The organism is Pseudomonas sp. CCNWLW23 (assembly GCF_037095675.1).
Lineage (GTDB): Bacteria > Pseudomonadota > Gammaproteobacteria > Pseudomonadales > Pseudomonadaceae > Aquipseudomonas > Aquipseudomonas atacamensis.
This window is the reverse complement of record NZ_JBAWKM010000005.1, coordinates 24,139-48,381: the sequence shown is the minus strand read 5'-3', so window position 1 is coordinate 48,381 and position 24,243 is coordinate 24,139. Positions and strand designations below refer to the sequence as shown.

General features: G+C 59.8%; 23 protein-coding genes. 9 read left to right on the top strand and 14 right to left on the bottom strand.

Features of this window, described 5'->3' with window-relative positions:
* Positions 1-51: 51 nt before the first annotated feature.
* Together V8J63_RS09035 and V8J63_RS09030 are read left to right on the top strand one after the other, a co-directional pair.
* Positions 52-942, top strand: a complete 891-nt coding sequence (locus V8J63_RS09035) for an ATP-binding protein (protein WP_041478431.1) — start codon at positions 52-54, stop codon at positions 940-942.
* Positions 939-1,421 carry a GAF domain-containing protein gene (locus V8J63_RS09030; protein ID WP_130887914.1) on the top strand — a complete coding sequence of 161 codons (483 nt, stop codon included), beginning with the start codon at positions 939-941 and terminating at the stop codon, positions 1,419-1,421. The genes V8J63_RS09035 and V8J63_RS09030 overlap by 4 nt, the downstream gene beginning before the upstream one ends.
* Here the strand turns inward: V8J63_RS09030 and V8J63_RS09025 are convergent, their stop codons facing one another.
* The 8 genes from V8J63_RS09025 to V8J63_RS08990 form a co-directional block, all read right to left on the bottom strand.
* Positions 1,422-4,367: an HD domain-containing phosphohydrolase gene (locus V8J63_RS09025; RefSeq protein ID WP_336463912.1), complete on the bottom strand. Its 2,946-nt coding sequence runs from the start codon at positions 4,365-4,367 to the stop codon at positions 1,422-1,424.
* Between the two features lie 49 nt (positions 4,368-4,416).
* Entirely contained in the window at positions 4,417-8,061 is a 3,645-nt protein-coding gene (locus tag V8J63_RS09020) for a transporter substrate-binding domain-containing protein (protein ID WP_336463911.1), read from the bottom strand.
* 8 nt (positions 8,062-8,069) lie between these two features.
* Positions 8,070-8,696 carry a response regulator transcription factor gene (locus V8J63_RS09015; protein WP_016770847.1) on the bottom strand — a complete coding sequence of 209 codons (627 nt, stop codon included), beginning with the start codon at positions 8,694-8,696 and terminating at the stop codon, positions 8,070-8,072.
* 372 nt (positions 8,697-9,068) lie between these two features.
* Positions 9,069-10,397 (bottom strand): deoxyguanosinetriphosphate triphosphohydrolase, encoded by a 1,329-nt coding sequence (locus tag V8J63_RS09010; protein WP_016770846.1) that lies wholly within the window; start codon positions 10,395-10,397, stop codon positions 9,069-9,071.
* A 69-nt stretch (positions 10,398-10,466) separates the two neighbouring features.
* Positions 10,467-11,630 (bottom strand): EAL domain-containing protein, encoded by a 1,164-nt coding sequence (locus tag V8J63_RS09005; protein ID WP_125926334.1) that lies wholly within the window; start codon positions 11,628-11,630, stop codon positions 10,467-10,469.
* A gap of 120 nt (positions 11,631-11,750) precedes the next feature.
* Complete coding sequence (locus tag V8J63_RS09000; protein ID WP_016770844.1) at positions 11,751-12,089, bottom strand: hypothetical protein; 339 nt, start codon at positions 12,087-12,089, stop codon at positions 11,751-11,753.
* Positions 12,086-12,472 (bottom strand): phage holin family protein, encoded by a 387-nt coding sequence (locus V8J63_RS08995; protein ID WP_008079909.1) that lies wholly within the window; start codon positions 12,470-12,472, stop codon positions 12,086-12,088. Before V8J63_RS08995 ends, V8J63_RS09000 begins: the two co-directional genes overlap by 4 nt.
* Before the next feature lie 2 nt (positions 12,473-12,474).
* Positions 12,475-12,789: a DUF883 family protein gene (locus V8J63_RS08990; protein WP_016770842.1), complete on the bottom strand. Its 315-nt coding sequence runs from the start codon at positions 12,787-12,789 to the stop codon at positions 12,475-12,477.
* Positions 12,790-13,090: 301 nt separating this feature from the next.
* Between V8J63_RS08990 and V8J63_RS08985 the strand changes: the two genes are divergently transcribed.
* The gene (locus tag V8J63_RS08985; protein WP_336463910.1) at positions 13,091-14,299 is read left to right on the top strand and encodes an ammonium transporter; all 1,209 of its coding nucleotides are present in this window, start codon (positions 13,091-13,093) and stop codon (positions 14,297-14,299) included.
* On the opposite strand, the gene V8J63_RS08980 is transcribed toward V8J63_RS08985, so the two are convergent.
* Positions 14,296-16,008 (bottom strand): cation:proton antiporter, encoded by a 1,713-nt coding sequence (locus V8J63_RS08980; RefSeq protein WP_016770839.1) that lies wholly within the window; start codon positions 16,006-16,008, stop codon positions 14,296-14,298. The genes V8J63_RS08985 and V8J63_RS08980 overlap by 4 nt on opposite strands.
* A 198-nt stretch (positions 16,009-16,206) precedes the next feature.
* Between V8J63_RS08980 and V8J63_RS08975 the strand changes: the two genes are divergently transcribed.
* The 3 genes from V8J63_RS08975 to V8J63_RS08965 all read left to right on the top strand — a co-directional run bounded on the left by V8J63_RS08975 (position 16,207) and on the right by V8J63_RS08965 (position 17,835).
* On the top strand, positions 16,207-16,443 hold the full coding sequence (locus V8J63_RS08975; protein ID WP_016770838.1) for a glutaredoxin family protein: 237 nt from the start codon (positions 16,207-16,209) through the stop codon (positions 16,441-16,443).
* A gap of 113 nt (positions 16,444-16,556) precedes the next feature.
* Positions 16,557-16,874, top strand: coding sequence for a hypothetical protein (locus V8J63_RS08970; protein ID WP_016770837.1), 318 nt, complete (start codon positions 16,557-16,559; stop codon positions 16,872-16,874).
* A 70-nt stretch (positions 16,875-16,944) separates the two neighbouring features.
* Positions 16,945-17,835, top strand: a complete 891-nt coding sequence (locus tag V8J63_RS08965) for a pseudouridine synthase (RefSeq protein ID WP_130903338.1) — start codon at positions 16,945-16,947, stop codon at positions 17,833-17,835.
* Between the two features lie 82 nt (positions 17,836-17,917).
* Here V8J63_RS08965 and V8J63_RS08960 read toward each other — a convergent pair whose 3' ends face one another.
* Together V8J63_RS08960 and mobA are read right to left on the bottom strand one after the other, a co-directional pair.
* Positions 17,918-18,139, bottom strand: a complete 222-nt coding sequence (locus V8J63_RS08960) for a YgdI/YgdR family lipoprotein (RefSeq protein WP_016770600.1) — start codon at positions 18,137-18,139, stop codon at positions 17,918-17,920.
* A gap of 78 nt (positions 18,140-18,217) precedes the next feature.
* Entirely contained in the window at positions 18,218-18,820 is a 603-nt protein-coding gene (gene mobA / locus V8J63_RS08955; protein ID WP_125926331.1) for a molybdenum cofactor guanylyltransferase MobA, read from the bottom strand.
* Between the two features lie 80 nt (positions 18,821-18,900).
* Here mobA and moaB point away from each other — a divergent pair, with 80 nt between their 5' ends.
* Both moaB and V8J63_RS08945 read left to right on the top strand, forming a co-directional pair.
* Positions 18,901-19,440 (top strand): molybdenum cofactor biosynthesis protein B, encoded by a 540-nt coding sequence (moaB, locus tag V8J63_RS08950; protein ID WP_016770598.1) that lies wholly within the window; start codon positions 18,901-18,903, stop codon positions 19,438-19,440.
* On the top strand, positions 19,424-20,650 hold the full coding sequence (locus V8J63_RS08945) for a molybdopterin molybdotransferase MoeA (RefSeq protein ID WP_125926330.1): 1,227 nt from the start codon (positions 19,424-19,426) through the stop codon (positions 20,648-20,650). The genes moaB and V8J63_RS08945 overlap by 17 nt, the downstream gene beginning before the upstream one ends.
* 59 nt (positions 20,651-20,709) lie before the next feature.
* On the opposite strand, the gene V8J63_RS08940 is transcribed toward V8J63_RS08945, so the two are convergent.
* A complete protein-coding gene (locus V8J63_RS08940; RefSeq protein ID WP_177433352.1) occupies positions 20,710-21,018 on the bottom strand; it encodes a hypothetical protein in 309 nt (102 codons plus the stop codon).
* Positions 21,019-21,333: 315 nt separating this feature from the next.
* Here V8J63_RS08940 and yegS point away from each other — a divergent pair, with 315 nt between their 5' ends.
* On the top strand, positions 21,334-22,251 hold the full coding sequence (yegS, locus tag V8J63_RS08935; protein WP_016770833.1) for a lipid kinase YegS: 918 nt from the start codon (positions 21,334-21,336) through the stop codon (positions 22,249-22,251).
* Here yegS and V8J63_RS08930 read toward each other — a convergent pair.
* Both V8J63_RS08930 and V8J63_RS08925 read right to left on the bottom strand, forming a co-directional pair.
* Positions 22,235-22,894 (bottom strand): response regulator, encoded by a 660-nt coding sequence (locus tag V8J63_RS08930; RefSeq protein WP_016770832.1) that lies wholly within the window; start codon positions 22,892-22,894, stop codon positions 22,235-22,237. The genes yegS and V8J63_RS08930 overlap by 17 nt on opposite strands.
* Positions 22,891-23,784, bottom strand: a complete 894-nt coding sequence (locus V8J63_RS08925) for a sensor histidine kinase (RefSeq protein ID WP_123443514.1) — start codon at positions 23,782-23,784, stop codon at positions 22,891-22,893. The genes V8J63_RS08930 and V8J63_RS08925 overlap by 4 nt, the downstream gene beginning before the upstream one ends.
* Positions 23,785-24,243: the final 459 nt, after the last annotated feature.

Below are 24,243 nucleotides of genomic sequence, written 5' to 3'. Positions count from 1 at the left end.
GTGTCGTCGCTGGATCGTCATCATCACTGTGAAAGTGCCCGAGGAGAAGACGTGGATTCCCGATTGAATGCTTTTCTTGAACGCGCCGAGTCGGTTCTGGCGCGAATCGAACCACTGTTGCCGGCACCGCGCCCCGTCATTGACTGGAACACATGCCTGGCAGCGCGCTGGCAGCGTGACGGTCGCAGCGGCTACCTGTTGCCGCTGGAAGTCAGCCTCGACATGCGTCTGTCCGACCTGATCGGCGTCGACCGGCAGTTGGAGCAGTTGGGGCGCAACACACAACAATTTCTTGATGGCATGCCGGCCAACCACGCCTTGCTCTGGGGTTCGCGCGGTACCGGCAAGTCTTCGCTGGTGCGTGCGTTGCTGGCCGAGCACGCCGGTGCCGGCCTGCGTCTGATCGAGATCGAACGCGATCACTTGGCTGACCTGCCACGGGTGGTCGAGCAAGTCGCCAAATTGCCGCAACGTTTCGTGCTGTTCTGCGATGACCTGTCGTTCGAATCCGGCGAAGGCGACTACCGCGTGCTGAAAAGCGTGCTCGACGGTTCGCTCGAGCAGGCCCCCGACAACGTCTTGCTGTACGCCACTTCCAACCGCCGCCACCTGGTGCCGGAAAAGGAAAGCGACAACGAAAACTGGAAGCGCGTCGACGGCGAACTGCACCCGAGCGAAGCGGTGGAAGACAAGATCGCCCTGTCCGACCGTTTCGGTCTGTGGCTGTCGTTCTACCCGTTTACCCAGGAACATTTTCTAAACGTCGTCGAGCACTGGATCGGACAGTTGGCCGCCAAGGCCGGCCTGAGCTGGCAGCGCGACGAAGCACTGGACATCCTCGCCGTGCGCTGGGCCACCGGCCGCGGTAATCGCAACGGACGTTGCGCGTATCAATTCGCCCGTTACTGGGTGGGACTGAAATTGCTGGAGCACAAGGCATGATTGATTTGCAACAAAGCGGCCAGGGCCTCGAAGGCTACGGTATGTTGGCCGCGCAACTGGAATCGCTACTGGCGGACGAACGCGACTTCATCGCCAATGCCGCGCAGTTTTCCGCATTCCTGTTCAACCAGCTCGATGATCTGAACTGGGCCGGTTTCTACCTCAATCGCAACGAAGAGCTGGTGCTCGGCCCGTTTCAGGGTCAGATCGCTTGCGTGCGCATCCCGTTCGGGCGCGGTGTTTGCGGCGCTGCCGCTGCCAGCCTGCAAACCCAGCGCGTCGAGGATGTACATGCCTTCCCGGGCCACATCGCCTGCGACAGCGCGTCCAACAGCGAACTGGTAGTGCCCTTGGTCAAGGACGGACGCCTGATCGGTGTGCTCGACCTCGACAGCCCGAAGCTGGCGCGTTTCGGCGCCGAGGATCAGTCCGGCATCGAGCAACTGGCGGCGATTTTCCTGCGCCTGACCGACTGCTGATCAACCGCTGAGGCCAGCCTTGTGCAGCAGGCTGGCCGTATCCACGCTGTCGATTTGCGCGGGATCAAGAAACCGCGTCGCGTACTGCATGTACACACCCTCATTGATGAACAGGCCGAACAGCGGCGTATCGATGTGCGCTTCACGGCACATGGTCGCCATGATCCCCAGCGCCTCGCTCAACGACTTGGCTTTCTTGTAAGGGCGATCGGCGGCGGTCAGCGCTTCGAAAATATCGGCAATCGCCATCATCCTCGCCGGCAGGCTCATCTCCTCGCGTTTCAGCCGTTTCGGATACCCGGTGCCGTCCATTTTTTCATGATGACCGCCGGCGATCTCGGCAATGCTGTCCAGGTGACCGGGGAAGGGCAGGTGGCTGAGCATCATGATCGTCTGCACCATGTGATGGTTGATGATGTAGCGCTCTTCGCGGGTCAGCGTGCCACGGGCGATCTTCAGGTTGTACAACTCGCCGCGGTTGTACTTGTACGCGGGTACATCGAGTTTGAAGCCCCAGGGGTTGTCCTCGGGGATCAGCTCGTTCTTGTCGCGTTCGATCAGATGCTCGGGTTTGTCGGCCAGCAGTGTTTCACTGAAGGGCAGTGTCGGCGCCGGTGTTTTTGCCTGGCGGCGGTTTTCTTCCCATGACACACCGAGGCGATCATCCAGTGTGCGCAGCCATCTGCGTTGCGCGACTTGCTCGAGGCGCAGCAGATCGGCCTCGGCCATGGCCTCGCCACCGAGATTGCAGCGGGCGACAAAGGCGAAGTCGTCGTCGAGCATCAGCAACTCACTATCACGGGCGCGGGCCAGCGCCGCTTCATCTGCACCGTTCGCCAACGTCTGCCAGTAATTGATCCACACGTCACGCTTGAGCACCTCGAAGCGGGTGCGGATTTCGTGGATGCGGTCGTTGATGGTTTCGAGTTTGGTGGCCTTGTCGACTACGTATTCCGGCGTCGTGACCTTGCCGCAATCGTGCAGCCACGCTGCGATGTGCAACGCCTCCCATTCATCCTCGCTCGGTTGGTAAGCGCTGAACGCCGGGTCCTGGCTTGCCGCAGCAGCCTGGGCGAGCATCAGCGTCAATTCCGGCACTCGCTGGCAATGGCCGCCGGTGTAGGGGCTCTTGGCATCGATCGCGCTGGCGAGCAGTTGAATGAAGGCGTCGAGCAGTTGTTTCTGCCGCGCTTGCAGACGCTGACTTTCGATGCTCACCGCCGCCGCGCCGGACACCGCCTGCAAGAAGGCGATACGGTCGGGGCGCAGCTTTTCCAGGTCGCCCGGCGCGCCGCTGTCATTGACCAGCAGAATCAGCAGGCCGATGGTTTCATCGTGCTGGTTGTGCAGGCGGATACCGATCAAGTGGATGCGCGGTGATTCCATGGCCAGGAGGATTTTCTGCAAGTCGCCGGCCTGATCGAAGCCCAGATGGCTGACGGTATTGTTGGCGCTGGCCAGTTGCTCGAACCACGCCGGGCCGGTGTTTTTGTGCAGCTCACGTCCCTCAATGTCGAACGCCTCCAGCTTCTGCGGCACGCCATCAATCACCAGTCCATAAGGCTCCATGCGCGCGCCGTCGGCTTCGCGCAGGTAGATCAGACCGGCCTGTGCCTGAGCGATCTGCACGGTTTCGAACAGCACGCGTTCGAGCAGCGGGGCAAAACGGGTTTCGGCGCAAAGGCTGTCGGTGATGCGGAAGAAACTGCCCAGGGTTTCTTTCATCCGCGCCATCGACAGGCTCAATTGATCGACTTCCAGTACGGGCGAGCGGCGCGCCAGCGGAGAACTGAAGTCGAAGCTGCGGATCGCGTCGGCTTCCTTGACCAGGGCATGCAGCGGCTTGACCAGAATCCGCGAAATCACCCAGCCCAATGGCAGGCACAGCAACAGGATGGCGAGGGTGATCAGCGCGCCTTGCCAGCGCATGCGGAACGCGTCCACCAGCAATTCGTCTTCCGGCACCAGCAACGCCAGTTGCAAACCTTTCGGCCCGCCTTCCTCGATGCTGGTGCGCGCGACGATCCATTGCCGATCGTTTACTTGCAGACGCTTGCCGATAGTGTCGGAGCTGAGCAGCGCGTTCAGCTCAGGGCTGAGATCGGCCGCTCTGGCCAGACGCGCAGTGCGGTCATCGACGATCAGGCGATGGCTGTCGTGATAGGCCACGGCGTTGCCGTCGGTGTCGTACAACGCGATCTCTGTCGAAGGCGTGACCCGGTGCTTGCCCAGGGCGGTCGACAGCGAAGCGAGGGTCAGATCGGCGCCGATCACCGCGTTCTCGCCGCTGCGCCGGGCCAGCGTGGTGCCGACATTGTGGGTCGAGAAAAATACATAGGGCTCGGTGGTGATCTGCCCGGCCTGTTGCAGGGCGTCGCTGAACCAGGTCCGGCTGCGCGGATCGTATGGCTCGCCTGGATGATCGCGGCGGCTGAGCGGCGTCAGCGCCTGATCAAAGAACAGTGATTGCGAGCGTACAGTGCCTTGCGGCTCGTGCTCGATGCTCCAGACCTGATAGGCCGCCGCTTCCGGCGCCTGAAGCTGTGTCTTGAGTTCCGCCGTGCGCAGCGCGCGCACCATGAAGAAATCGCCATTGGCGTAACCCAGATACAGCGACGCCAGCGCCGGGTTGTCGGTCAGCGACTGGCTGAAGGGTTTGAGCAACGGCAGGCGTTGTTGCAGATCGCTCGCGTGGGCCGCCGGGGTGTCCGCCAGCAGGCTCAGCAGGTTGCGGATCGGCTGATAGGTTGCCTGCAGATCGAGGCGTACATCCTGCTCGATGCGGTCAAACAGCTTTTCGCTGCTCGACAGGATGATCTGCGTGGTCTGGTGGTAATTGAACAGGCCCAGCACCACGCCCGTGAGCAATAAAAGAAAGGTGAACATGACGCTGATGTGCACGTGCAGCGGCAACCGGCGTTGCTCGGGGCGCAGTGGGCTGTGCATTGCTGGCTCTCCATGAATGTTTAACTCACTGCTCAGCGTCCAAGCATAGTTAAGACTCGCTGACTGTGCCTTGATCGGCCAGGGTCAATTGCTGCTGCAGGGCCTGCGCCAGTTCGAGCATCGCCTGGCTGGTTGCCGCCCAGCGACGGGCAATCTCCTGTGATGCGAGCGCTTGCTCGCAAGCGGTCTCAAGCTCATCGCAACATTCAATCAGCCGCGAGGCCTGCGCGATGCGTGCTGCGCCCTTGATCTTGTGCGCAACCACCGCCAGCGCTTCGCGATCATCCTCGGGCGACAGCCTGAGCAGTTCCTCGCGGTCGAGGCGGCTGCTCTTGAGCAGCTCTACCAGCATGCGTCGGGTCTGCGCCGGGTTGTTGCCGGTCAGCAAGCTCAGACTTTGCAGATCGAACACCGAGGCCGGTGATGCCGGCGTGATGCCGTCGATCCACTGTCCGAGCAGGGTCAGACTCAACGGTTTGAACAGGCAGTCGTCCATGCCGGCGAGCTTGCAGCGCTGGACTTCTTCCGGCTGGGCATTGGCGGTGAAACCCAGCACGGTGCACGGCGGGCGATGGTTTTGCAGTTCAAGCTGGCGAATCCCACGGGTCATCTCGTAGCCGTTCATCAAGGGCATGTTGCAGTCGACGATCACCAGATCGAAATGATCGGCCTTCCACCGCTCAAGGCCGCTGCAGCCATCTTCGGCAATGCTGAAGCGATGTCCGAGAAATTCCAGTTGCTGACACATGAGCAGACGGTTGGCCGGATGGTCGTCGACAACCAGGACATGTAACGGCGTTGTCGCAGGCTTGATCAACGGCTCGCTTTTCGGCGGATTCGCCTTTGCCGGCAGGCTGTCCAGCGGTAGCGATATGCACACCTGAGTGCCGATGCCGGGCTGGCTGCTCAACTGCAGTTGTCCGCCCATCATTTCGCACAGGTTGCGACTGATCACCAGCCCCAGTCCGGCGCCGTTTTTTGCCTGCCGACTGCCGTTTTCCGCCTGCGAGAATGGCTCGAACAAGCGCTGTTGATCTTCGGCGCTGATGCCTGAGCCGCTGTCCTGCACGGTCAGCTGCATCAATGTTCGACCAGCAGCATCTGCCGGGATCAGGTCGAGGGTGATCCGCACGTGGCCGCTTTCGGTGAACTTGATAGCGTTGCTGACCAGGTTGGACAGCACCTGCTTGAAGCGCAGCGGATCCAGATGTACATCCACAGCCGGGTGCGGCGGGTTGAAGACGACTTGCAAGACAAGGTTTTTCTGCCGCGCGAGGCCGTCGAAGATGCGTGCAACGGAGGTCACCGTGTCGACCAGATTGATCCACTCCGGGGACAGGCTCAGACGTCCCGACTCAATGCGGGCAATGTCGAGGATATCGCCGATCAGCCCGAGCAGATCCTTGGCCGAATGGTAGGCCGTGTCGATCGATGCGCGATCGGGGTGTTGCGGATCGATGCGTCGCAGGGTCAGTTCGAGCATGCCGATTACGGCGTTCATCGGCGTACGGATCTCATGGCTCATGGTTGCCAGGAAGGTACTTTTGGCCCGGTTCGCCTCGTCCGCCTGTTCTTTGGCTGCACGCAGTTTCTCAAACAATTGGCGGCGTTCACTGATGTCTATCCAGCCGCCGATAATCCCTTGAACGTCACCGCTGGAGTCGCGGTAGGGAAGAATCCAGTGGTAAATCGTCAAACGGCGGCTGCCGATGTGCAGGGGCCGGTCGAGGATCAACGGAATGCCTTCGGCAATGACTCTCTGGTAATCGGCCTGGAATGCCTCGGCCTCGCATGCGTTGCTCAGGGTGCCCTGCATCACGCCTTTGCCGATGATGTCCTCGCGTCTGGCGTTGAACGCTTCGAGATAACTGTCGTTGCAACTTTGCAGCAGACCCTGGCGATCTCGCACGTAGATCGGGTGCGGCGTGCCGTTGACCAGCGAGCGCATGAACTCCAGTTGATCGTTCAGCGCTCGTTCGGCAGCCTGGCGTTGCTTGATCTGGTGGCGCATGTAGGCGTTCCAGGTCAACAACAGCAGCAGGATCAGACCGGCGGCTGCGACCACTTGGTAGAACAGGCGCTGGTAGTTTTGCCAGATGTTCTGTGATGCCGTGGAATAACCGCGCCAGCGGCCGTTGATCACGCCGAGCTCCTCGGGAGCGATGCTCAGCAGCGCCTTGTTGATGATCGAGGCCAGTTCGGTGTTGTCACGGGCGGTCGCCAGCGAGAAGGCTGCCTGACTGGTGCCGATCGTGGTGGTGATTTGCAGTGGCCGATCGAATATGCGCGATGAGATGAAATAGTTGGCGATCACCAGCGAGTTCACCGCACCGTCGACATGGTTGTCGGCCAGCATCGACACGGCGCTGAACGTGTCGGGGGTTTCGATCAGTTCGATGCCCGGGAAATTCTCATGCAAGTAGGCGACCAGCGGATTGCCTTGGGCGATCGCCAGACGCTTGCCTTTGAGTTGGCCCAGATTGGTCGGGCTGTCGGCGCTTTTGCGGGTCAGCAGCACGTAGGAATTTTCCAGATACGGGCGACTGAAGCTCAGGTTTTTTTCACGTTCGGCGCTGGGCAACAGTGCGGCAATCAGATCGGCCTTGTGGTTGTCGATCTGCCTGATCATTTCCGCATCGTTGCGGCTGCGCTGGACCTCGAAACGCAGGCCGGTACGCAAGCGGATCAGCTCGAGCAGGTCGGCGCTGATGCCGCGGAAATTGCCGGCGCTGTCGAAGAAGGTCAACGGTGCGTAAGCTTCATTGACCACCACGCTGACGACGGGATGCTGCTTGAGCCACTTTTCCTCACGATCTGTCAGCTGCAGTTTTCTGTCAGTGAGCAGCAGGTCGCTGCCGGCGCTCCAGCGCTTGGCGATGTCGTCGCGCTGACTGCTCGGGATCGCTGCGAGCACCGTGTCGATGATGCCCAGCAGCTGCGGATTGCTGCGCCGCACGGCGAAGCTGAAGCCATGGGCTTCCTGCTTGCCGAAGTTGGCCATACGGACATTGTTGAGATAGCCCTTGTTGATCATGTAATGGGTGGAGAGGGTGTCGCCGAGAAACACATCGGCCTGGTCGAAGGCCACCGCGTTGATTGCGTTCTGGTAGGACGGATAGCAAGTGATCAGCGCTTTGGGATACAGCGCTTTGATCTCGGGCACCGGCAGGTAGTGATACACCATGCTCAGGCGCAGGCCGGCGAGGCCTTCGGTCAGCGAGCGGGTTTCGTCCTCGCGGGTTACCAGTACCGGCTGATCGACCGCATAGGGTCTGGAAAGCGCGAGGTTGGCATTGCCTGCTTCGTAGCCGTTGGCTGTGCCAAGCAGGTCGATCTGGCCATCGATCAAGGCGCGAATTGCAGCCTCGCGCGAGGGAAAGCGTTGCACGCGAATCGGCAAACCGGTGGCCTGACCGAGAATCCCTGCGTAATCGGCGGTCAGTCCCTCGTAGTCCTGGCCACTGACGGTCATGTCGAATGGCGGGTAATCAGGTGCGGAGGTACCCAGTTTCAGTTCGCTGCGAGTCTGCAGCCATTGCCGTTGTGACGGCTGCAGGACAGTTTGCACGGCCTCGGTGGCCGAGCGGCTGAGCAATGCATAGTCCGGTGAAGCGCTTGGCGCGGCGAGGGCATTGGCGCTCAGGTACAGAACAGCGCTCAAGGCAATCAGGTAGTCCTTTACACGGCTGGGCATGCGGAGTCTCACACGAGTGCGTTACGTTTGGCCATCTCGATAAGTTCTACAAGGGATCTGGCTTTGAGTTTTTGCATCAGACGCTTTTTATAAGTGCTGACGGTCTTGTTGCTCAGAAACATGCCCTTGGCTATTTCCTTGTTGGTACGTCCCTGAGCAAATAACTGCAATACCATCAGTTCGCGGTCATTGACGGATTTGAACAGTTCAAGTTCAGCGTATCGAGTGTCGTCGGCGCGCACCGGATTAAGCGCTTGACTGGGGAAATAGTTATAACCGGAAAGTACCGCTTTGATTGCGCTGACCAATTCGCTCAAGTCTTCCTGCTTGCAGACATATCCCGATGCGCCGGATTGCATGCAACGAATGCCGAACAGCGTAGGACACTGCGCCGTCAGAATCAGAATCTTGAAATTCGAACCCATGGTGTTGAAGCGGGCCAGCACTTCGAGGCCGTCCAGCTTGGGGATGCTGATATCGAGAATGACCAGGTCGGGCATGCACTCACGGACCATCTGCATGGCATCGACACCGTTATCGGTCTCGCCGACGACCTTGTAGCCTTCATGTTCCAGGAGCATTCGCACGGCGAGGCGGATGACCGGATGATCGTCCACAATAAAAACGGAGTTCATAAATAGAGTCCCATGCAAGCATGAATAAAGCGCGCACCTTAGCTCAGATGCATGAGCACTCGCATGGACTGGTAGTGTCGCGACTACGTTATCGGATTAATCCTACGCGTAATGAGGAAAGAGACTACGTTGAAATTAGGTTCGGCGTAAGGAAGGGCGAGCAATCAATTGGCCGAAGATTGAAATGATCCGAAGGCCAATATTGATATTCAATTATTTGTCGATGTTTAAAGTTGCGTTTAATCAGCGGTGTTTATTTGATCGGGTTAATGGGTCAAGCGTAGTTGAATCTCACCTGGTTCACAGGGGCATTCAGCAAAACTCTCATGGTGGTCAGCCGGTCAGATCAGTGACCGGCTGCCCCCTCAAGACTCAGTGACTTGAACGCCCGGTCATTTCCAGTGCCATGTCACTGGCGTAACTGTCGGTCATGCCGGCGATGAAATCGATCATGCGCAGAAACGAACTGTGCAACGAACCCTGCGGATCCGGCGCATTGTTGCCAAGCAAATCGAGGATGCGCCGGCTCTTGAACGACGGCGTGCGACCGTTGTGCTGCTCCAGCGCGGCGCCGCAGAACGAATTGAGCAGGATCTCCAGCGTCGTGTACGCGCCGATCTCATGCAGGGTCTTGCGTTTGTCCTGAAAGATTTTCTTGCGCGCGATGTCCTTGGCGTTCAACACGCAGCGCTTCGCCGGCCCGTGCATGTGTTCGACCAGATCGCCGTGCAGCGTGCCGGCGAGCAGAGCATCCTGCTGTTCGACAAATGCCCGCGCCGCCGCGTTGGTCAGGTGCTCGATGGCCTTGCCGCGCAGGATCGCCAGTTTACGCCGGCGGGAATCCTGCGGGCCGAGCTGGCGATAGGTTTCCGGCAAATCGTCGCCGACCAGACCGAGCAGCAGTGACTCGACTTCGGCGTATTCGAGCAACTCCATTTCCAGACCGTCTTCGAGATCGATCAGCGCATAGCAGATGTCATCAGCGGCTTCCATCAGGTAGACCAATGGATGGCGTGCCCAGCGCTGGTCTTCGATTTGCGGCAGACCGAGTTTGTGCGCGATCTGTTCGAGCAATGGCAGCTCGCTCTGATAGCAGCCGAATTTGTGTTTCTTGTAGCCGAGGGAGTCGGCGTGGCGCGCGGTCCACGGGTACTTCAGATAGGTGCCCAGCGTCGCGTAGGTCAGGCGCGTGCCGCCGTCGAACTGGTGATATTCCAGCTGCGTCAGCACGCGAAAGCCTTGAGCATTGCCTTCGAAATTGAGGAAATCACCACGCTCGGCCTCGCTCATGCCGTCCAGCCAGCCACGCCCGGCGGCTTGTTGAAACCAGTGGCGGATGGCGTCTTCGCCGGAATGGCCGAACGGCGGATTGCCGATGTCATGCGCCAGGCAGGCCGATTGCACGACCATGCCGAGGTCGGCCGGGTCGCACCAGTCTGGCAGCGCGCTGCGCAAGGTTTCACCGACACGCATGCCCAGCGAACGGCCGACACAACTGACTTCCAGCGAGTGGGTCAGGCGGGTATGAATGTGATCGTTGCTGGTGACCGGGTGCACTTGGGTCTTGCGCCCGAGGCGGCGAAAGGCACCGGAGAAAATGATGCGGTCATGGTCTTTGTGAAAAGGGCTGCGGCCGAGTTCTTGCGGGCTGTGCAGCGGTTTGCCGAGGCGTTCGCGGTTGAGCAGGGTTGGCCAATCCAAGGCTGAATCTCTCCGTCTGGTGACTGATCGTCCTAGCTTCCCGGTTCGGCCCTGTGCCTGCAAGCAGAACTACAGGCCTGCTGCGTCGATATCGATCAACAGCAAGCGTTCACCGTTATCGAAAAACTGTCCGGCAGTCAGGCAATACTGGTTGCTGGTGGCATCGCGATAGGTGTTCGACAGGGTCAGGCGGCGTTCTTCCCAGCCTTCGGCCAGCAGATGATAGAAATACGGTCGCCACGACCAGTTGTGCCCCAGATAGCGGTCATCGGCAAACCAGCCGTCATGGCGCCATTCGAGGTTGGGCGTCAGTTGCGTGCCGTGGCGATCGCACTGATAAAAGCGCAGCAGCCAGGGAAACGCCTGCAATTGCGGCAATGCACTGAGCGGGGCGCGGGCCTGGGCCCATTGCTGCAGAATCGCCATCAGTTCGCTGAGCTGCTGACGCATCTGCATCAGCCTTCCGCGCTCGCTGAGTTTCTGTTTTACGTAGCGCTGCCTGAGTTGGGCGAAATGCGCGACGAAAGCATCCGTAGCGAAGAAGTCTTCCTGCGCCCGGGCGAAAAGAAAACCTTGTACGTAGCGCGAGCCGCACTCCAGGGCGAAATTCAGCTGTGCTTCGGTTTCGACGCCTTCAGCGATGATCCAGCAGCCGGTTTTTTCGGCCATCTGCGCAAGTGCTTTGACCACGTCACTGCTCGGTCCGCCGAGGGCCGCAGCCTGAAACAGGCGCATGTCGAGCTTGAGAATGTCCGGTTGCAGGGCCAGTACCCGATCCAGCTGCGAATAGCCGGCGCCAAAATCATCGATGGCGATTCTCGCCCCTGCGTCACGGTAGCGCCCGACCACGTGGGCCAGGCGTTCGCTGTTACCGCCCAGTTCGGTGATTTCAAATACGATGCGCTGCGGATCAACCTGGTGTCGCGCCAGTTGCTTGAGGCTTGGCAGCGCTTGATCGGCGCGCAGGCGACTGATCCAGCGTGGCGACATGTTCAGGCTGAGGAACCACTCCGCCGGCGCTTCATGCAGGCGGCTGAGGGCGTGGTCACGGATCTGCCGATCGAGACGGCGCAAGGCGGTGGCCGGGGTCCGTGGGTCGGCGAACAATGGCCCGACCGAGGTCAGTTGACCATCGCTCTGGCGCAAGCGACCGAGTGCTTCGACACCAGCGATGCGGCCTGTGGCGGTATCGATAAAAGGCTGAAAACAGGCGAGCGGTTGCCCGTCGATCACGGCAAGTCCTTAATCTTGTTTTTGGTTTGGCCGCGCTTGCCGGATAGGCACGCGGGATGGAATCTCCCGATAAGGAGATTCATCCCGGCGCTATTGCAAGAATGTAGCCAGAAGGGCGCTTCAGCGTTTGCCCGAGCTGTGCATTACCAGTCTGATCAGCGGCCCGAGCGTCGTGCCCAGACGCAGCAGTCGCGTCAAACCGCCACCACTGCTGCGTTTCGAGCCTTTGCCGGTGAGGAAACCCAGCAGCGTCACCGCCGCCACGCCCCACAACGGCGCGTGCTTGATGCCAAAACCATCCTGCACGTTCTGCTTCATGCCACGCATGCGCTGCAACGGTTGCAACACTTGCGCGGTCTCGTGGCGGATTTCCTGACGATGCATTTCCATGCGCAGGCGGATCAGCGCCTTGCGCATTTCCCGGCGTGAGCTGTTGTGCGGAAGTTCAGGCAGGCTCATGGCAGCAGGCGCTCCCGGTCGTTGGCCAGCTCTTCGAGCGTGCCGTGGAAAGGCGAGGACTCATCGAAAATCGCCGCTTTGAGACGCAGGCCGCAGAAGATCGACGCCAGCGTGTAAAACACGCACAGGCCGATGATCGCTGCCAGGCGGTAGGTGTCCCAGAAGATGATCATCACCAGCGTGGACAGACCCACCAGCAACAGCAGGGCAAACACCAGCGCCAGGCCGGCGAACAGCAGCAGGCTGACAGTGCGTGATTTCTGCTCCTGCAGTTCGATGCCGAACAGTTCGACATGACTGTGCAGCAGTCCCAGAACGGCAGCGCCGAGGCGACGTGTGGAGGAGGCGGTGCCCGCAGTCGGGCCGGATTCACCGATCGACATGATCAGCGCCGAGTTGCCAGCAGGCCGATCAGAAAGCCGACGCCGGCAGCGATGCCCACCGATTGCCATGGGTTGGCCGATACATAGTCTTCAGTAGCGGTGACCGCCGCCTGACCGCGTTCGCGCAGGGTGTCTTCAGTCACTTTCAGGGTTTCCCGGGCACGCAGCAGGCTGTCGTGAATCTGGGCACGCAGCTCATCGGCCTGATCACCAGCGAGGGTCTTGGTGTGCTCGAGCAGGCGTTCGGTGTCGGCGACCAGAGTCTGGAAGTCGTTCATCAGGATTTCTTGAGCAGTCTTTGCCTTGATGCTGGCCATGGGTGGATCTCCGTAGGTGGCTTTGAAGCGTTCGAGTATGAGCCTTGCGCGAAGGTTCAGTGCAAATGCCTGGTACAACTTTTGCTGTGTCGTGGTGCGTCGCTCCGCGTATGTGCGCTGTTGCCGGGCGTCCGAGCAGAAAAACTCTAATTCATTTGCTAGCCGTTTGTGATCGGGCATCGATATATGCGCCAAATCAGTTCATCAACCCTGCGGTTGTATGACTGATGAGTCGTAATTTGGTGCATGAAATGCCCGCATGAACCGCTTTGGTGCCTTTTAGCCTTGGGTCTGCCTCTTCATGGAAAATCTGCAAAGCGCTGTGGACACGCTGGTTCACAGCTCCAACACGTTGTTCATTCTGATCGGTGCGGTGATGGTACTGGCGATGCACGCCGGTTTCGCCTTTCTGGAGGTCGGCACGGTCCGGCAGAAGAACCAGGTCAACGCACTGGCGAAAATCCTCAGCGACTTTGCCGTCTCGACCCTGGCCTATTTCTTTATAGGCTATTGGATCTCCTATGGCGTCACCTTCATGCAACCGGCAGCGGTGCTCACGGCAGACCATGGCTATGGACTGGTGAAGTTTTTCTTTCTGCTGACCTTCGCTGCCGCCATCCCGGCGATCATTTCCGGCGGCATTGCCGAACGCGCGCGTTTCGTCCCGCAGTTGTGCGCGACGGCGCTGATCGTGGCGTTTATCTATCCGTTTTTCGAAGGGCTGATCTGGAACGGCAACTTCGGCTTGCAAGGCTGGCTGACGGCGCAGTTTGGCGCGGCATTCCATGATTTCGCCGGCTCGGTGGTGGTGCATGCCGTGGGCGGTTGGCTGGCGTTGGCCGCTGTTCTGCTGCTCGGCCCGCGCAATGGTCGCTACCGCGATGGGCGCCTGGTCGCGTTCGCGCCGTCGAGCATTCCGTTTCTGGCGCTGGGCTCGTGGATCCTGATTGTCGGCTGGTTCGGCTTCAACGTGATGAGCGCGCAAACCCTGCAAGGTGTCAGTGGCCTGGTCGCGGTCAACTCGCTGATGGCCATGGTCGGTGGCACCGTCGCCGCGTTGATCGTCGGGCGCAATGACCCGGGCTTTCTGCACAACGGCCCGCTGGCCGGGCTGGTGGCGATTTGCGCCGGCTCCGACCTCATGCATCCGGTGGGTGCGCTGGTAACCGGCGCGATCGCCGGAGCCTTGTTTGTCTGGTGCTTTACCGCTGCCCAAGTCAAATGGCGCATCGATGATGTGCTGGGCGTATGGCCGCTGCATGGTTTGTGTGGCGTGTGGGGCGGGATTGCCTGCGGCATCTTCGGTCAGTCTGTGCTGGGTGGCCTGGGCGGTGTCAGCCTGATCAGCCAGTTGATCGGCACTGCGCTTGGCGTCGCGGTCGCGCTGGTCGGCGGTTTCGTCGTCTACGGCACGATCAAGGCATTGCATGGGCTGCGCCTGAGTCAGGAACAAGAGTATTACGGCGCCGACCTGTCGCTGCACAAGATCGGCGCGGTGAGTCAGGACTAGATTTCCTCATCATTGGCTCCGGGATAGAAACCGTGGAGCAGGCGATAGCGATCGATACGCACTTGATCGACCTTCTCCTGCACTTTGTGCGCGGGCAGGCCGAGCATGATCAGCGCATGTGAAGCGAGCATCAGGCTCGACTCCAAAAGCTCCGGCACCACCTCGGTGGCACCGGCGGCTCTGAGTTCCGCCGATTGGCTGTCGTCACGGGTGCGTACCAGAATGGGCACCTGTCGGTTGAGTCGGCGGGCTTCGCGCAGAATGCGCAACGCCACGTCGCTCTGATCTACAGCAATCACCAGCAGCCTGGCGCGCAACAGGCCAACCGCAGTAAGCAGATCGCCACGCGCCGAGTCGCCGTAATGCACGTCGCTTTCCGCAGATGCGGCTTCCTGCACCCGCACCGGATCGTTGTCCAGCGCAACATAGGCTTGCCCGGCGTTGCCCATGAAGCGGCCGATGGATTGGCCGACGCGTCCGTAGCCGCAGATCACCACGTGCTGGTCGAGGTCGGCGTTGAGCGCGCTGATCTGTTCGATCTGCGCTTCCTGATTGGGCTTGCGGTGCAGCACGGCGGCGATGCGCGGCGCCGCACGCAACAGCAGTGGCGTGAGCAGCATCGAACAGAAGGTCGCCGCGAGCAGCAGGGCGCCCGGTTCGGCCGGCAACAGGCTGTTCTGCTGCATCTGCGCCATCAAGGCAAAACAGAATTCGCCACCCTGGGCCAGGGCCAGGCCGCTGCGCCATGCGGTTTCGCTGTCACTGCCGCGCCACTTCACCAGCAGCGCGACCACGATGCCCTTGATCAGCATCAGGCCGAGCGTCAGGCCGATGATCAACAGGCTGTGACTGACGAACAATTGCAGGTCGATCAGCATGCCGATGCTGACGAAGAACACGCCGAGCAGAATGTCGCGAAAGGGCCGGATGTCGGCTTCGATCTGGTGCCGGTAATGGCTTTCCCCGAGCAACATGCCGGCGAGGAAAGCGCCGAGTGCAGGCGACAGCCCCAACAAGTGCGTGAGCCAGGCAGTCAGCAGCACGATCACCAGCGCCAGCAGGACGAACAGCTCCGCAGAGCGCGAGGCCGCCACCTCATGAAACAGCCGTGGCAATAACCAGCGACTGGCGAGCAGCAGGCCGAAGAACAGCACCACGGTTTTGCCCAGGGTCAACGGCAGGGCCCAATACCAGGCCTGCTCGCTGGTGCCGGCGAAGACCGGAACCAGTGTCAGCAGCAATACCGCGACAACGTCCTGAAACAGCAACACGCCGACCGCGTTCTGGCCGTGGCTGCTGAATACTTCACCAAGACTGCCCAGCTCCTTGGTCACGATCGCCGTGGATGACAGCGATAACCCTGCGCCGAGTAACAGCGCCGGCATCAGCGGCATGCCCAGGCCCATCAACAGTGTGCCGAGCAGCGCTGTGCTGATCAGCACTTGCTGACTGCCGAGGCGAAACACCACCTGACGCAGCGCAATCATCTTCGACAGGGAGAACTCCAGACCCAGCGAAAACAGCAGAAACACCACGCCCAGCTCGGCGACATCGGGCAGATGTTCGCTCTCGTTGACCCAGTCGAATGCGTTCGGCCCGACCAGTAATCCCACGCACAGGTAACCCAGCACCGGCGGCAGTCGCAGGCGCCGGAACAGGGCAATCACCACCAGGGATGAGGCGAGGATGATCAACAGATTTGCAAACACGGGACACTCCGCTGTCAGGGCGTTGGCCTCTGAAGCGTAGAGGCAAAAAGTCCGCGAGGATGACGCATTTGCAATTTGCGCTGAATGATTTGCGTCAGGATTTTGCGCCGGGAGCGCTGGGTCCTTTGGGCGCCGCCGGGTCGACGAGGGTTTAGTGGCGTCCTAGAATGGGCTCACTTGTTTTCCGGTAATGCCGTCATGCCTCCTGAATGTCAGCTGTTCGGCACCCTCGGGTGTCACCTGTGTGAAGTCGCCGAAGCCGAGCTGATGCCCTTCGTCGAGCATGGTCTGCTGGTTGAACTGGTGGACATCGCCGAAGACGAATCGTGGTTCGAAAAATACAGCTTGCGCATCCCGGTACTGCGGCGGGTCGACACGGGCGCGGAGCTGGATTGGCCGTTCAGTGGCGATGAAATCGCGGCGTTTTTACGATGATGAGTTTCACTACCGTTCTCCCGCTGGTCGCAGCAATACATCCTTGCGTTGGCGCTCGCGGAATTCTTCGGTTACTGTATGTCCATACAGCAATCGAGTCAGAGGGATGAACCGTGGTCAATGTCGAACAGTTGAAGAGCAGCGTTAACCGGATGTCGGTGGACGTGGTGCGCGAGGCCGTCCTCGAATTGCGCCTGGACGGGCTGGTCACGGAAGGCAAGACGCCATTCAACAAGCTGCATTTCAATACCTGCTTTGCCGAAATCGAAGCCCTTTTTCAACGCGCCGGTTATCACAAGCAGCTGGATGTGGTCGGTTATCAGGGACTGTTATACGCGTTGTACGATCCGGGGCGCTGGGAGGCGGTCGATGTCTTGCGCTGGCTGAAGGAGTTCACCGAAGCGGCGGCCCTCAAGTCGATTCCGGCCTGATCAAACTGCGCTAGGTGGCTTTGCCTCACTGTTGGATAATGCCGGCCTGCATTGAGGATTTCTGTTTCGTATGTCCAGTCCCGTATTTTCCGCTGCGCACAATCAGGCCAGCACCTTGTATTTGCCGCCCGGTCCCTGGCTGACGGTACTCGATTGCCTGTGCGAGCACTTCAGTGCCATCGGCCGCGAACAGTGGCTTGACCGGATTGCTCGCGGACGGGTGCTGGATGCGCAGGGCCAGCCGATTGCGCTGGACTTGCCGTACAGGGAAGGGCTGCGCATTCATTACTTTCGTGAGGTGCCGGACGAAAAGCCGATCCCGGTTCTCGAGTCGATTCTCTATGCCGATGAACACTTGGTGGTGGCCGACAAACCTCACTTTCTGCCAGTCACCCCGGCCGGAGAATATGTCGAACAAACCCTGCTGCGGCGGCTGATCCGTCGGCTGGACAATCCGCATCTGGTGCCGCTGCACCGCATCGATCGGCATACGGCGGGGCTGGTGATCTTCTCGGCCAATCCGCAGACCCGGTCGGCCTATCAGTCATTGTTTCCGACCCGGCAGATCGACAAGCGCTACGAAGCGATTGCCCCGGCATTGCCCGAGCTGAATTTCCCTCTGGTGCACAAGAGCCGCCTGGTCGATGGCGAGCCGTTCTTCCGCATGCAGGAGGGGCCTGGCGCCAGCAATACCGAAACGGCGGTCGAGGTGCGTGAGAAAAATGGTGATCTGTGGCGCTATGGCCTGTATCCCGTGACGGGCAAGAAGCATCAGTTGCGTGTGCACATGACGTCGCTGGGAGCGAGTATCTGCAACGATCCGTTTTATCCGACTGTGTTGAAAGATGTCGAGGACGATTACGCCAACCCGTTGAAGCTGCTTGCGCAAGGCCTGCGCTTCATCGACCCGGTGACCGGTGAGTTGCGGGAGTTCGAGAGTCAAATCACCTTGCAGTGGTAATGCTGAAACTGCTTTCCGAGCGCCCATGAAAAAGCCCGCATGACAATGCGGGCTTTTCTGTATCCGGTAACGACGCGGAGCCTTACAGCTCTTTAACGGTACGAACCTGATCCTTGTTGATGCGGGTCTCTTTGCCGTCCAGCTGCTGGAACTCGTAGAAGCCCGAATCATCATCGTATTTCGGGGTGTCGACGGCCTGGATTTCGCGACCGTCATTCAAGGTGATCACTGTTGGCGAGGAGCAACCTGCGAGGGTTGCCAGGCCCAGTGCGAGCATGAAAGTGGCGAGGGTCCGTTGAGTCATGAGTGTGTCTCCGAATGGGAAATCTTCTGGTTACTGAGCTTGAGACGTAAACAAGGCGTGAGAGTTCCTTGGATAGTGTCAGTCTGACACAGTGTTGTGCAGATGTAACAATTCCGGGGTGTTGAGGTTGGCCAGTCGCGGGTCGTTGTCAGGGCATTGCAATGCGACGGCGCCGAGGCTGCGCATTACCCGCCCCGGGCTGCGCTCGCCTGCATTCCAGGCTGCTTCGAATGCCGGCAACAGCGCCACGGGAATCACGCACAGCAGCGGTTCCCAATGCTCGCCGTGGCGCAGCATTAAAGGTTTTTCACGTTGCAGATTGGCAGTAATCAGCATGTCTTCGAGCAAGGCCTCGTCGATTCGCGGCACATCACATGGCAACACCAGCAGATGCGCATGGCGCGCCGCTTTCAGCCCGGCACGAATACCGGCCAGCGGCCCGGGGAAATCGCCTTCATCATCCATCACCAACTGATCGGCAAACCCGGCATAACGCTCGCGATTGCGGTTGCAGGAGATGATCAGATCGTCGGTCAACGGCCGTACCTTGCGCTGCAAATGCGCGATCAAAGGCTCGCCCAGCCACTCGATAAGCCCCTTGTCCTGACCGCCCATGCGCTGGCCGCGTCCACCCGCCAGAAGCAGGACGGAGCAGGGCGACAATTGACTGTTCGACGGCATGACGACTCTCCAGAGGGCGGCGGAAAAATGAGCCGCTGTGATATAACACCGGGCTGTTTCCCCTACAACTGGAAGAGCCTATGAAAGCCAAGGCTGATGTACCTTTCGTGCCGCTCAATATTGCGGTGCTGACTGTCAGCGACACCCGAACCCTGGAAACCGATACCTCCGGCCAGGTCTTCGTTGATCGCTTGATCGCGGCCGGTCACGCGCTGGCCGAGCGGGTTTTGCTTAAAGATGATCTCTACAAAATCCGTGCGCAAGTCGCCAACTGGATTGCCGACGATGTGGTTCAGGTTGTGCTGATCACCGGCGGCACTGGCTTCACCGGGCGTGACAGCACACCGGAAGCGGTGGCATGCCTGCTCGACAAACAGGTCGACGGATTCGGCGAACTGTTCCGCCAGATATCCGTGGCCGATATCGGCACTTCGACTGTGCAGTCCCGGGCCTTGGCTGGTCTGGCCAACGGCACGCTGGTGTGCTGCCTGCCGGGTTCGACCAATGCAGTGCGCACCGGTTGGGACGGCATTCTCGCTGAGCAACTGGACGCCCGTCATCGTCCCTGCAACTTCGTCACCCATCTGAAGCAGGCGGCGCCTTGTGAATCCCGTGGGTAAGCCGGGCAAGACCGGCAGTTTGCTGCCTGTCGAAACGGCGCTCGAGCGTTTGCTGGCCATGGCCGATGCGTCGCGCATTGTCGAGCGCGAGCACTTGCCGCTGGCTCAAGTCGAAGGGCGGGTGCTGGCGGAAGATTTGATCTCGACACTGGATCTGCCGCCATGGCCGAACAGCGCCATGGACGGCTACGCCTTGAACCTGGCGGATTGGCAGGGCGAGCCGCTGCCGGTCAGTCAAAAGGTCTTCGCCGGGCAATCTCCGCAATCGTTGGAACCAGGCACCTGCGCACGCATCTTTACCGGGGCACCGCTGCCGCCGGGCGCCGACTGTGTCGAGATGCAGGAAAATGCTGAAGTCCAGGCCGATGGCCGAGTGCGCTTCCTCGAGCCTTTGAAAGCCGGGCAGAACATTCGTCCGCAGGGCCAGGAAACTACGGTCGGCGAATTGGTGCTGCAAGCTGGAACCCGGCTCGGACCGATTGAGCAAGGCCTGGCTGCTTCGCTTGGCTGTGCCGGGGTTAACGTCGTGCGCAAGCCGCGGGTGGCGGTTCTGTCCACTGGGGACGAACTGGTTGAACCCGGTCAGGCATTGGGGCCGGGCCAGATCTACAACAGCAACCGCGTGCTTCTGTGCAGCTGGCTGCAGCGTCTGGGTTGTGAAGTGATTGATGGCGGAATTCTCCCGGACGATCTGGCCACCACGCGGGCGCGGCTGGGCGAATTGCAAGACGTCGATCTGATTCTGTCTACCGGCGGTGTCTCGGTCGGTGAGGCGGATTTCCTCGGCATTGCCCTGCGTGAAGAAGGCGAGTTGGCCCTGTGGAAGCTGGCCATCAAGCCCGGGAAACCGTTGACCTTCGGCCATTTTCGCAACGTGCCGGTGATTGGCCTGCCCGGCAATCCCGCCTCGACGCTGGTGACGTTCGCCCTGCTGACGCGGCCTTATCTTTTGCGTCGCCTGGGTGTGCAAGCCGTCGAACCGCTCAAGTTTGCAGTGCCAGCAGGTTTTGTCTGGTCGGTGGCCGGCAACCGTCGTGAATATCTGCGCGGGCGCTTGGAACAGGGGCGGGCGATCATTTACCGCAACCAGAGTTCGGGTGTGCTGCGTAGCGCCGCGTGGGCCGACGGGTTGGTGGAAGTCCGAGAGGGCCGCACGCTGAGCGAGGGTGATGAAGTGAGCTTCATTCCCCTCAGTGACCTGCTGGGGTAGCCGGTCTTGCCCATGCACGCGTCGGCGGGTAAGCACGGCGCGTGCAACAATTGATTCGGTCAGTTGCTGATCAACGTCACCAACTGGTCGAATCGGCTGTTGGCCACCCATCCCAGCAGTCCAAGGATGACAGCGGTAGCACCCGCCGAATACGCCAGACGGTGTTTGATCGTCCGCACATCATTGAGCACTTCGTCCATGTCGCGGCGCATGTATTTGAAGTGAGTCTCCAGCTCGCTGACTCGGGGTTCCATATCAAACTCTCCAGGGGTCTTGGCGCTGTTACAGAAGTCTGGTTTCTTGCTGGCACGACTTTCGGCGAGAGCGGCGACCGGGGTCACCGGTGCCTTGGTTTCATGGTTGCGCATGGAAGTACTCGCTGGTCGTAGCAACTGCACGCTTGCTGATTATTCCATTGCTCGATTCATGGAAATGAATCGCGGGGTATCCGTTCATTACCGGCACATCCTTGTGTTATTGAGTTGAAAGTTGGTGCTGCCGGCACACGGTGACCCAATGATCGGACGGGGTCAATTAAGCCGATTCCTCTTGTTCCGTACGAAAAAATACCGCTGTGTAGGACGCTGGCCGTTTGAAAAGCAATTAATTGCCATCCCTGCGGCTTTTTTAACGCGCGCAGTGGTCAAGATGTTTCAATCGATTTCAATTCTTGGAGTGACGTTATGAGTGAACGCCGGGCACTGCTGATCTTGCATGGCAAACAGGCACTCAACGAAGATGTCCGCGCTGCCGTCGAAGCCAAGCGTGAGCAAGGCTGGGAACTGGCTGTGCGAGTGACGTGGGAGGCTGGCGACGCCCAGCGTCTGGTTGAGGAAGCGTTGGCGGCCGGCTACAGCAAAATCATCGCCGGTGGCGGTGATGGCACGTTGCGCGATATTGCCGAGGCGCTGGCGCAGCATCCGCAAAAAGCCAGTCTCGTCCTCCTGCCGCTGGGCACCGCCAACGATTTTTCCCGTGCCGCCGGTATTTCCCTGGAGCCGGCCGAAGCCCTTGAGCTACTGGATGTTCAGCCCTCGGATATCGATCTGGGCGAGGTGGGCGGGCAGATTTTCCTGAACATGGCGACCGGCGGATTCGGTAGCCAGGTGACCGCCAATACTTCGGAAGACCTGAAAAAGGTCTTGGGCGGCGCCGCTTATCTATTTACCGGCCTGACCCGGTTCAGCGAACTGCATGCCGCTTACGGCGAGTTGCAAGGCCCGGATTTTCATTGGCAGGGTGAACTGCTTGCACTGGGAATCGGCAACGGACGGCAGGCGGGCGGCGGCCATGTGCTGTGCCCCGAGGCGCGAGTCGACGATGGTTTGCTGGACATCAGCATTCTGCCGGCACCGCAGGAGCTGGTCGGCACGCTGAAGAATCTGCTGAGCGAGGGCTTCGGCCTCGACAATATGTTTGTGCGGGCGCGATTGCCGTGGGTCGAGATCAAGGTCGCCGAAGGGCTGAGCATCAATCTCGATGGCGAGCCGCTGGAAGGCGACAGTCTGCGATTTGTTGCGAAACCTGCAGCGTTGCAGGTGCATCTGCCGAAGGACTCGCCGTTATTGGGCCAACAACCGTCGATCAGTCATCAAGGCTGATGATCTGTTCACGCACAGCGAACAGCACCAGGCCCGCCACGTCGTAGATTTGCAGGCGCTTCATGATCTGTGCGCGGTGGGTTTCGACGGTCTTGACGCTTAAGCCCAGGCCGTTGGCAATTTCCCGGGTCGATTTGCCGCGCACGATCAGGCGAAGGATTTCCAGCTGGCGCGCGGTCAGATTGTGCGAATCGGCGACGTCCGGCTGGCTTTTCTGGTTTCGCGTCAGTGCCTGATTGATCACCGTATGGGCAATGGCCGGGCTGAGGTAGCGTTCGTTGTTGCGCAGGGCTTCCAGCGCATGTTCGAGCTCGGTGGCCGTGGTGTCCTTGAGCAGGTAGCCGTGGGCACCGGATTCCAGCGCCTGCATGATCAGCGCTGGATCGGTGTGCATCGACAGGATCAGCACTTTGCTCTGCGGCCGCACACGCTTGAGGCGTTGCAGCGCTTCCAGGCCACCGGTTTCCCTCATCGAGATGTCCAGCAATACGATGTCGGGGCTCAGTTGCTCGACCATTTCGAGCAATTGCGAACCATCACTGGCTTCGCCGATTACCGCGTAACCGGGAATATCCAGAACCAGAGCACGCACGCCGGCTCTGATCAGCGAGTGGTCATCCACCAGAAGTAAGTTACAAGTCAACGCATAACCTTATTCGTACTGGCCCGTTCGAGCGCTCGCGGCGCCCACGGGAAAAGTGCTTCGATTCGAGTGCCTTTGCCCGGCTCGCTGATAACGCTCAATGTGCCGCCCAACTGTTCGATGCGCTCGGCCATTCCGGCCATGCCGCGTTGGCCTTCTCTGGCCGGGTCGGCCGCCGGGGCAAAACCCAGGCCGTCATCACTGATCAACAGCGTCAGACCTTGCGGCAATCGCTGTACCCGAATCAACAGGTTTTTTGCCTGTGCGTGCCGGAGGATGTTGGTCACGGCTTCCTGGGCAATGCGAAACGCCGCGACGGCCATTTCCTCGGGGATGCCGTTGAGCCGTTGCTGGCAATCGAGACTCCAGTTGACCGGCGTGTTGGCCAGTGTCTTGAGCAAATGCGCACGCAGGCTGGCTTCGAGGCCCAGGCTGGTCAATTGACGTGGATTGAGAATCGCCGAGACGTCACGCACCTTGGTCAGGGTTTCATCCAGCGTGTCGCAGAGGACCTTGCATTGTTCCTGCAGATCTTCCGGCAGGCGGCGTTTGAGCCAGTCACTTTGCAGCTTCGCGGCGGTGAGCAACTGGCCGATATCGTCGTGCAATTCACGGCTGAGGCGATGTCGTTCGTTTTCCTGGACTTGCAGCAGTCGATCAGCCAGCTCTTGTGGCTGAAACTTGATCGATTTGCGCGACAAGCGATATTGCACCCAGACGCACGCGGTGGCGGCGATGTCGAGTGCCAGCAACCCCAGTGGAATGTGCGCGGAAAAAACATAGGCCAGCAGACTGCCAATAGTCGCCAGAACACACAGCACTAGTGTGAAGCGCCGGGCGTTTTCCCGCGAGGGTGGCCATGTAATAAGTGACTTGAGACTGGCGTACATAACGGATGGAGCCAATGGATGTTCGCTGCGGGCAGACCGACCGGTGACTGGCGGATCTCTGTGTGGAAATACTGTCAATTATGTTATTGATTCATACCGCATTCGTTAAGCAATCATTGACCGGCAGTAACATTGCTAATGAAACGCTGAAGTCACTGTGCCATTAAACGGCAGGTAATTAACCGGCGGCATAATACCACTTAACATACCGTTGGTCGCGGTCGCTATATATGTCCATTCAGTCAGGAAATACCGGATCGTGGACGCAAGTTCCATATTGGAAAAAGTTGGGATTTTTGTAGTTGGACGACTTCGATTAGCCTGGAAGTGTCTCTGGGAGCACACAGGGAAAACCCTGATGGCGGCCTCTGGAAATCAGCCGTTGGTCGGGCAGATTATTTGACCCGGATTGTCGCTTTCAGGTACGAAGCATTCATTTACGACAATATTGCGGATTGC

Bases quoted from the DNA above. Each gene is read 5' to 3' on its own strand.
- V8J63_RS09030 (WP_130887914.1), top strand. From the start codon at position 939: ATGATTGATTTGCAACAAAGCGGCCAGGGCCTCGAAGGCTACGGTATG.
- V8J63_RS09025 (WP_336463912.1), bottom strand. From the start codon at position 4,367: ATGCACAGCCCACTGCGCCCCGAGCAACGCCGGTTGCCGCTGCACGTG.
- V8J63_RS09020 (WP_336463911.1), bottom strand. From the start codon at position 8,061: ATGCCCAGCCGTGTAAAGGACTACCTGATTGCCTTGAGCGCTGTTCTG.
- V8J63_RS09015 (WP_016770847.1), bottom strand. From the start codon at position 8,696: ATGAACTCCGTTTTTATTGTGGACGATCATCCGGTCATCCGCCTCGCC.
- V8J63_RS09000 (WP_016770844.1), bottom strand. From the start codon at position 12,089: ATGAGCCTGCCTGAACTTCCGCACAACAGCTCACGCCGGGAAATGCGC.
- V8J63_RS08995 (WP_008079909.1), bottom strand. From the start codon at position 12,472: ATGTCGATCGGTGAATCCGGCCCGACTGCGGGCACCGCCTCCTCCACA.
- V8J63_RS08990 (WP_016770842.1), bottom strand. From the start codon at position 12,789: ATGGCCAGCATCAAGGCAAAGACTGCTCAAGAAATCCTGATGAACGAC.
- V8J63_RS08985 (WP_336463910.1), top strand. From the start codon at position 13,091: ATGGAAAATCTGCAAAGCGCTGTGGACACGCTGGTTCACAGCTCCAAC.
- V8J63_RS08975 (WP_016770838.1), top strand. From the start codon at position 16,207: ATGCCTCCTGAATGTCAGCTGTTCGGCACCCTCGGGTGTCACCTGTGT.
- V8J63_RS08965 (WP_130903338.1), top strand. From the start codon at position 16,945: ATGTCCAGTCCCGTATTTTCCGCTGCGCACAATCAGGCCAGCACCTTG.
- V8J63_RS08960 (WP_016770600.1), bottom strand. From the start codon at position 18,139: ATGACTCAACGGACCCTCGCCACTTTCATGCTCGCACTGGGCCTGGCA.
- mobA (WP_125926331.1), bottom strand. From the start codon at position 18,820: ATGCCGTCGAACAGTCAATTGTCGCCCTGCTCCGTCCTGCTTCTGGCG.
- moaB (WP_016770598.1), top strand. From the start codon at position 18,901: ATGAAAGCCAAGGCTGATGTACCTTTCGTGCCGCTCAATATTGCGGTG.
- V8J63_RS08940 (WP_177433352.1), bottom strand. From the start codon at position 21,018: ATGCGCAACCATGAAACCAAGGCACCGGTGACCCCGGTCGCCGCTCTC.
- yegS (WP_016770833.1), top strand. From the start codon at position 21,334: ATGAGTGAACGCCGGGCACTGCTGATCTTGCATGGCAAACAGGCACTC.
- V8J63_RS08925 (WP_123443514.1), bottom strand. From the start codon at position 23,784: ATGTACGCCAGTCTCAAGTCACTTATTACATGGCCACCCTCGCGGGAA.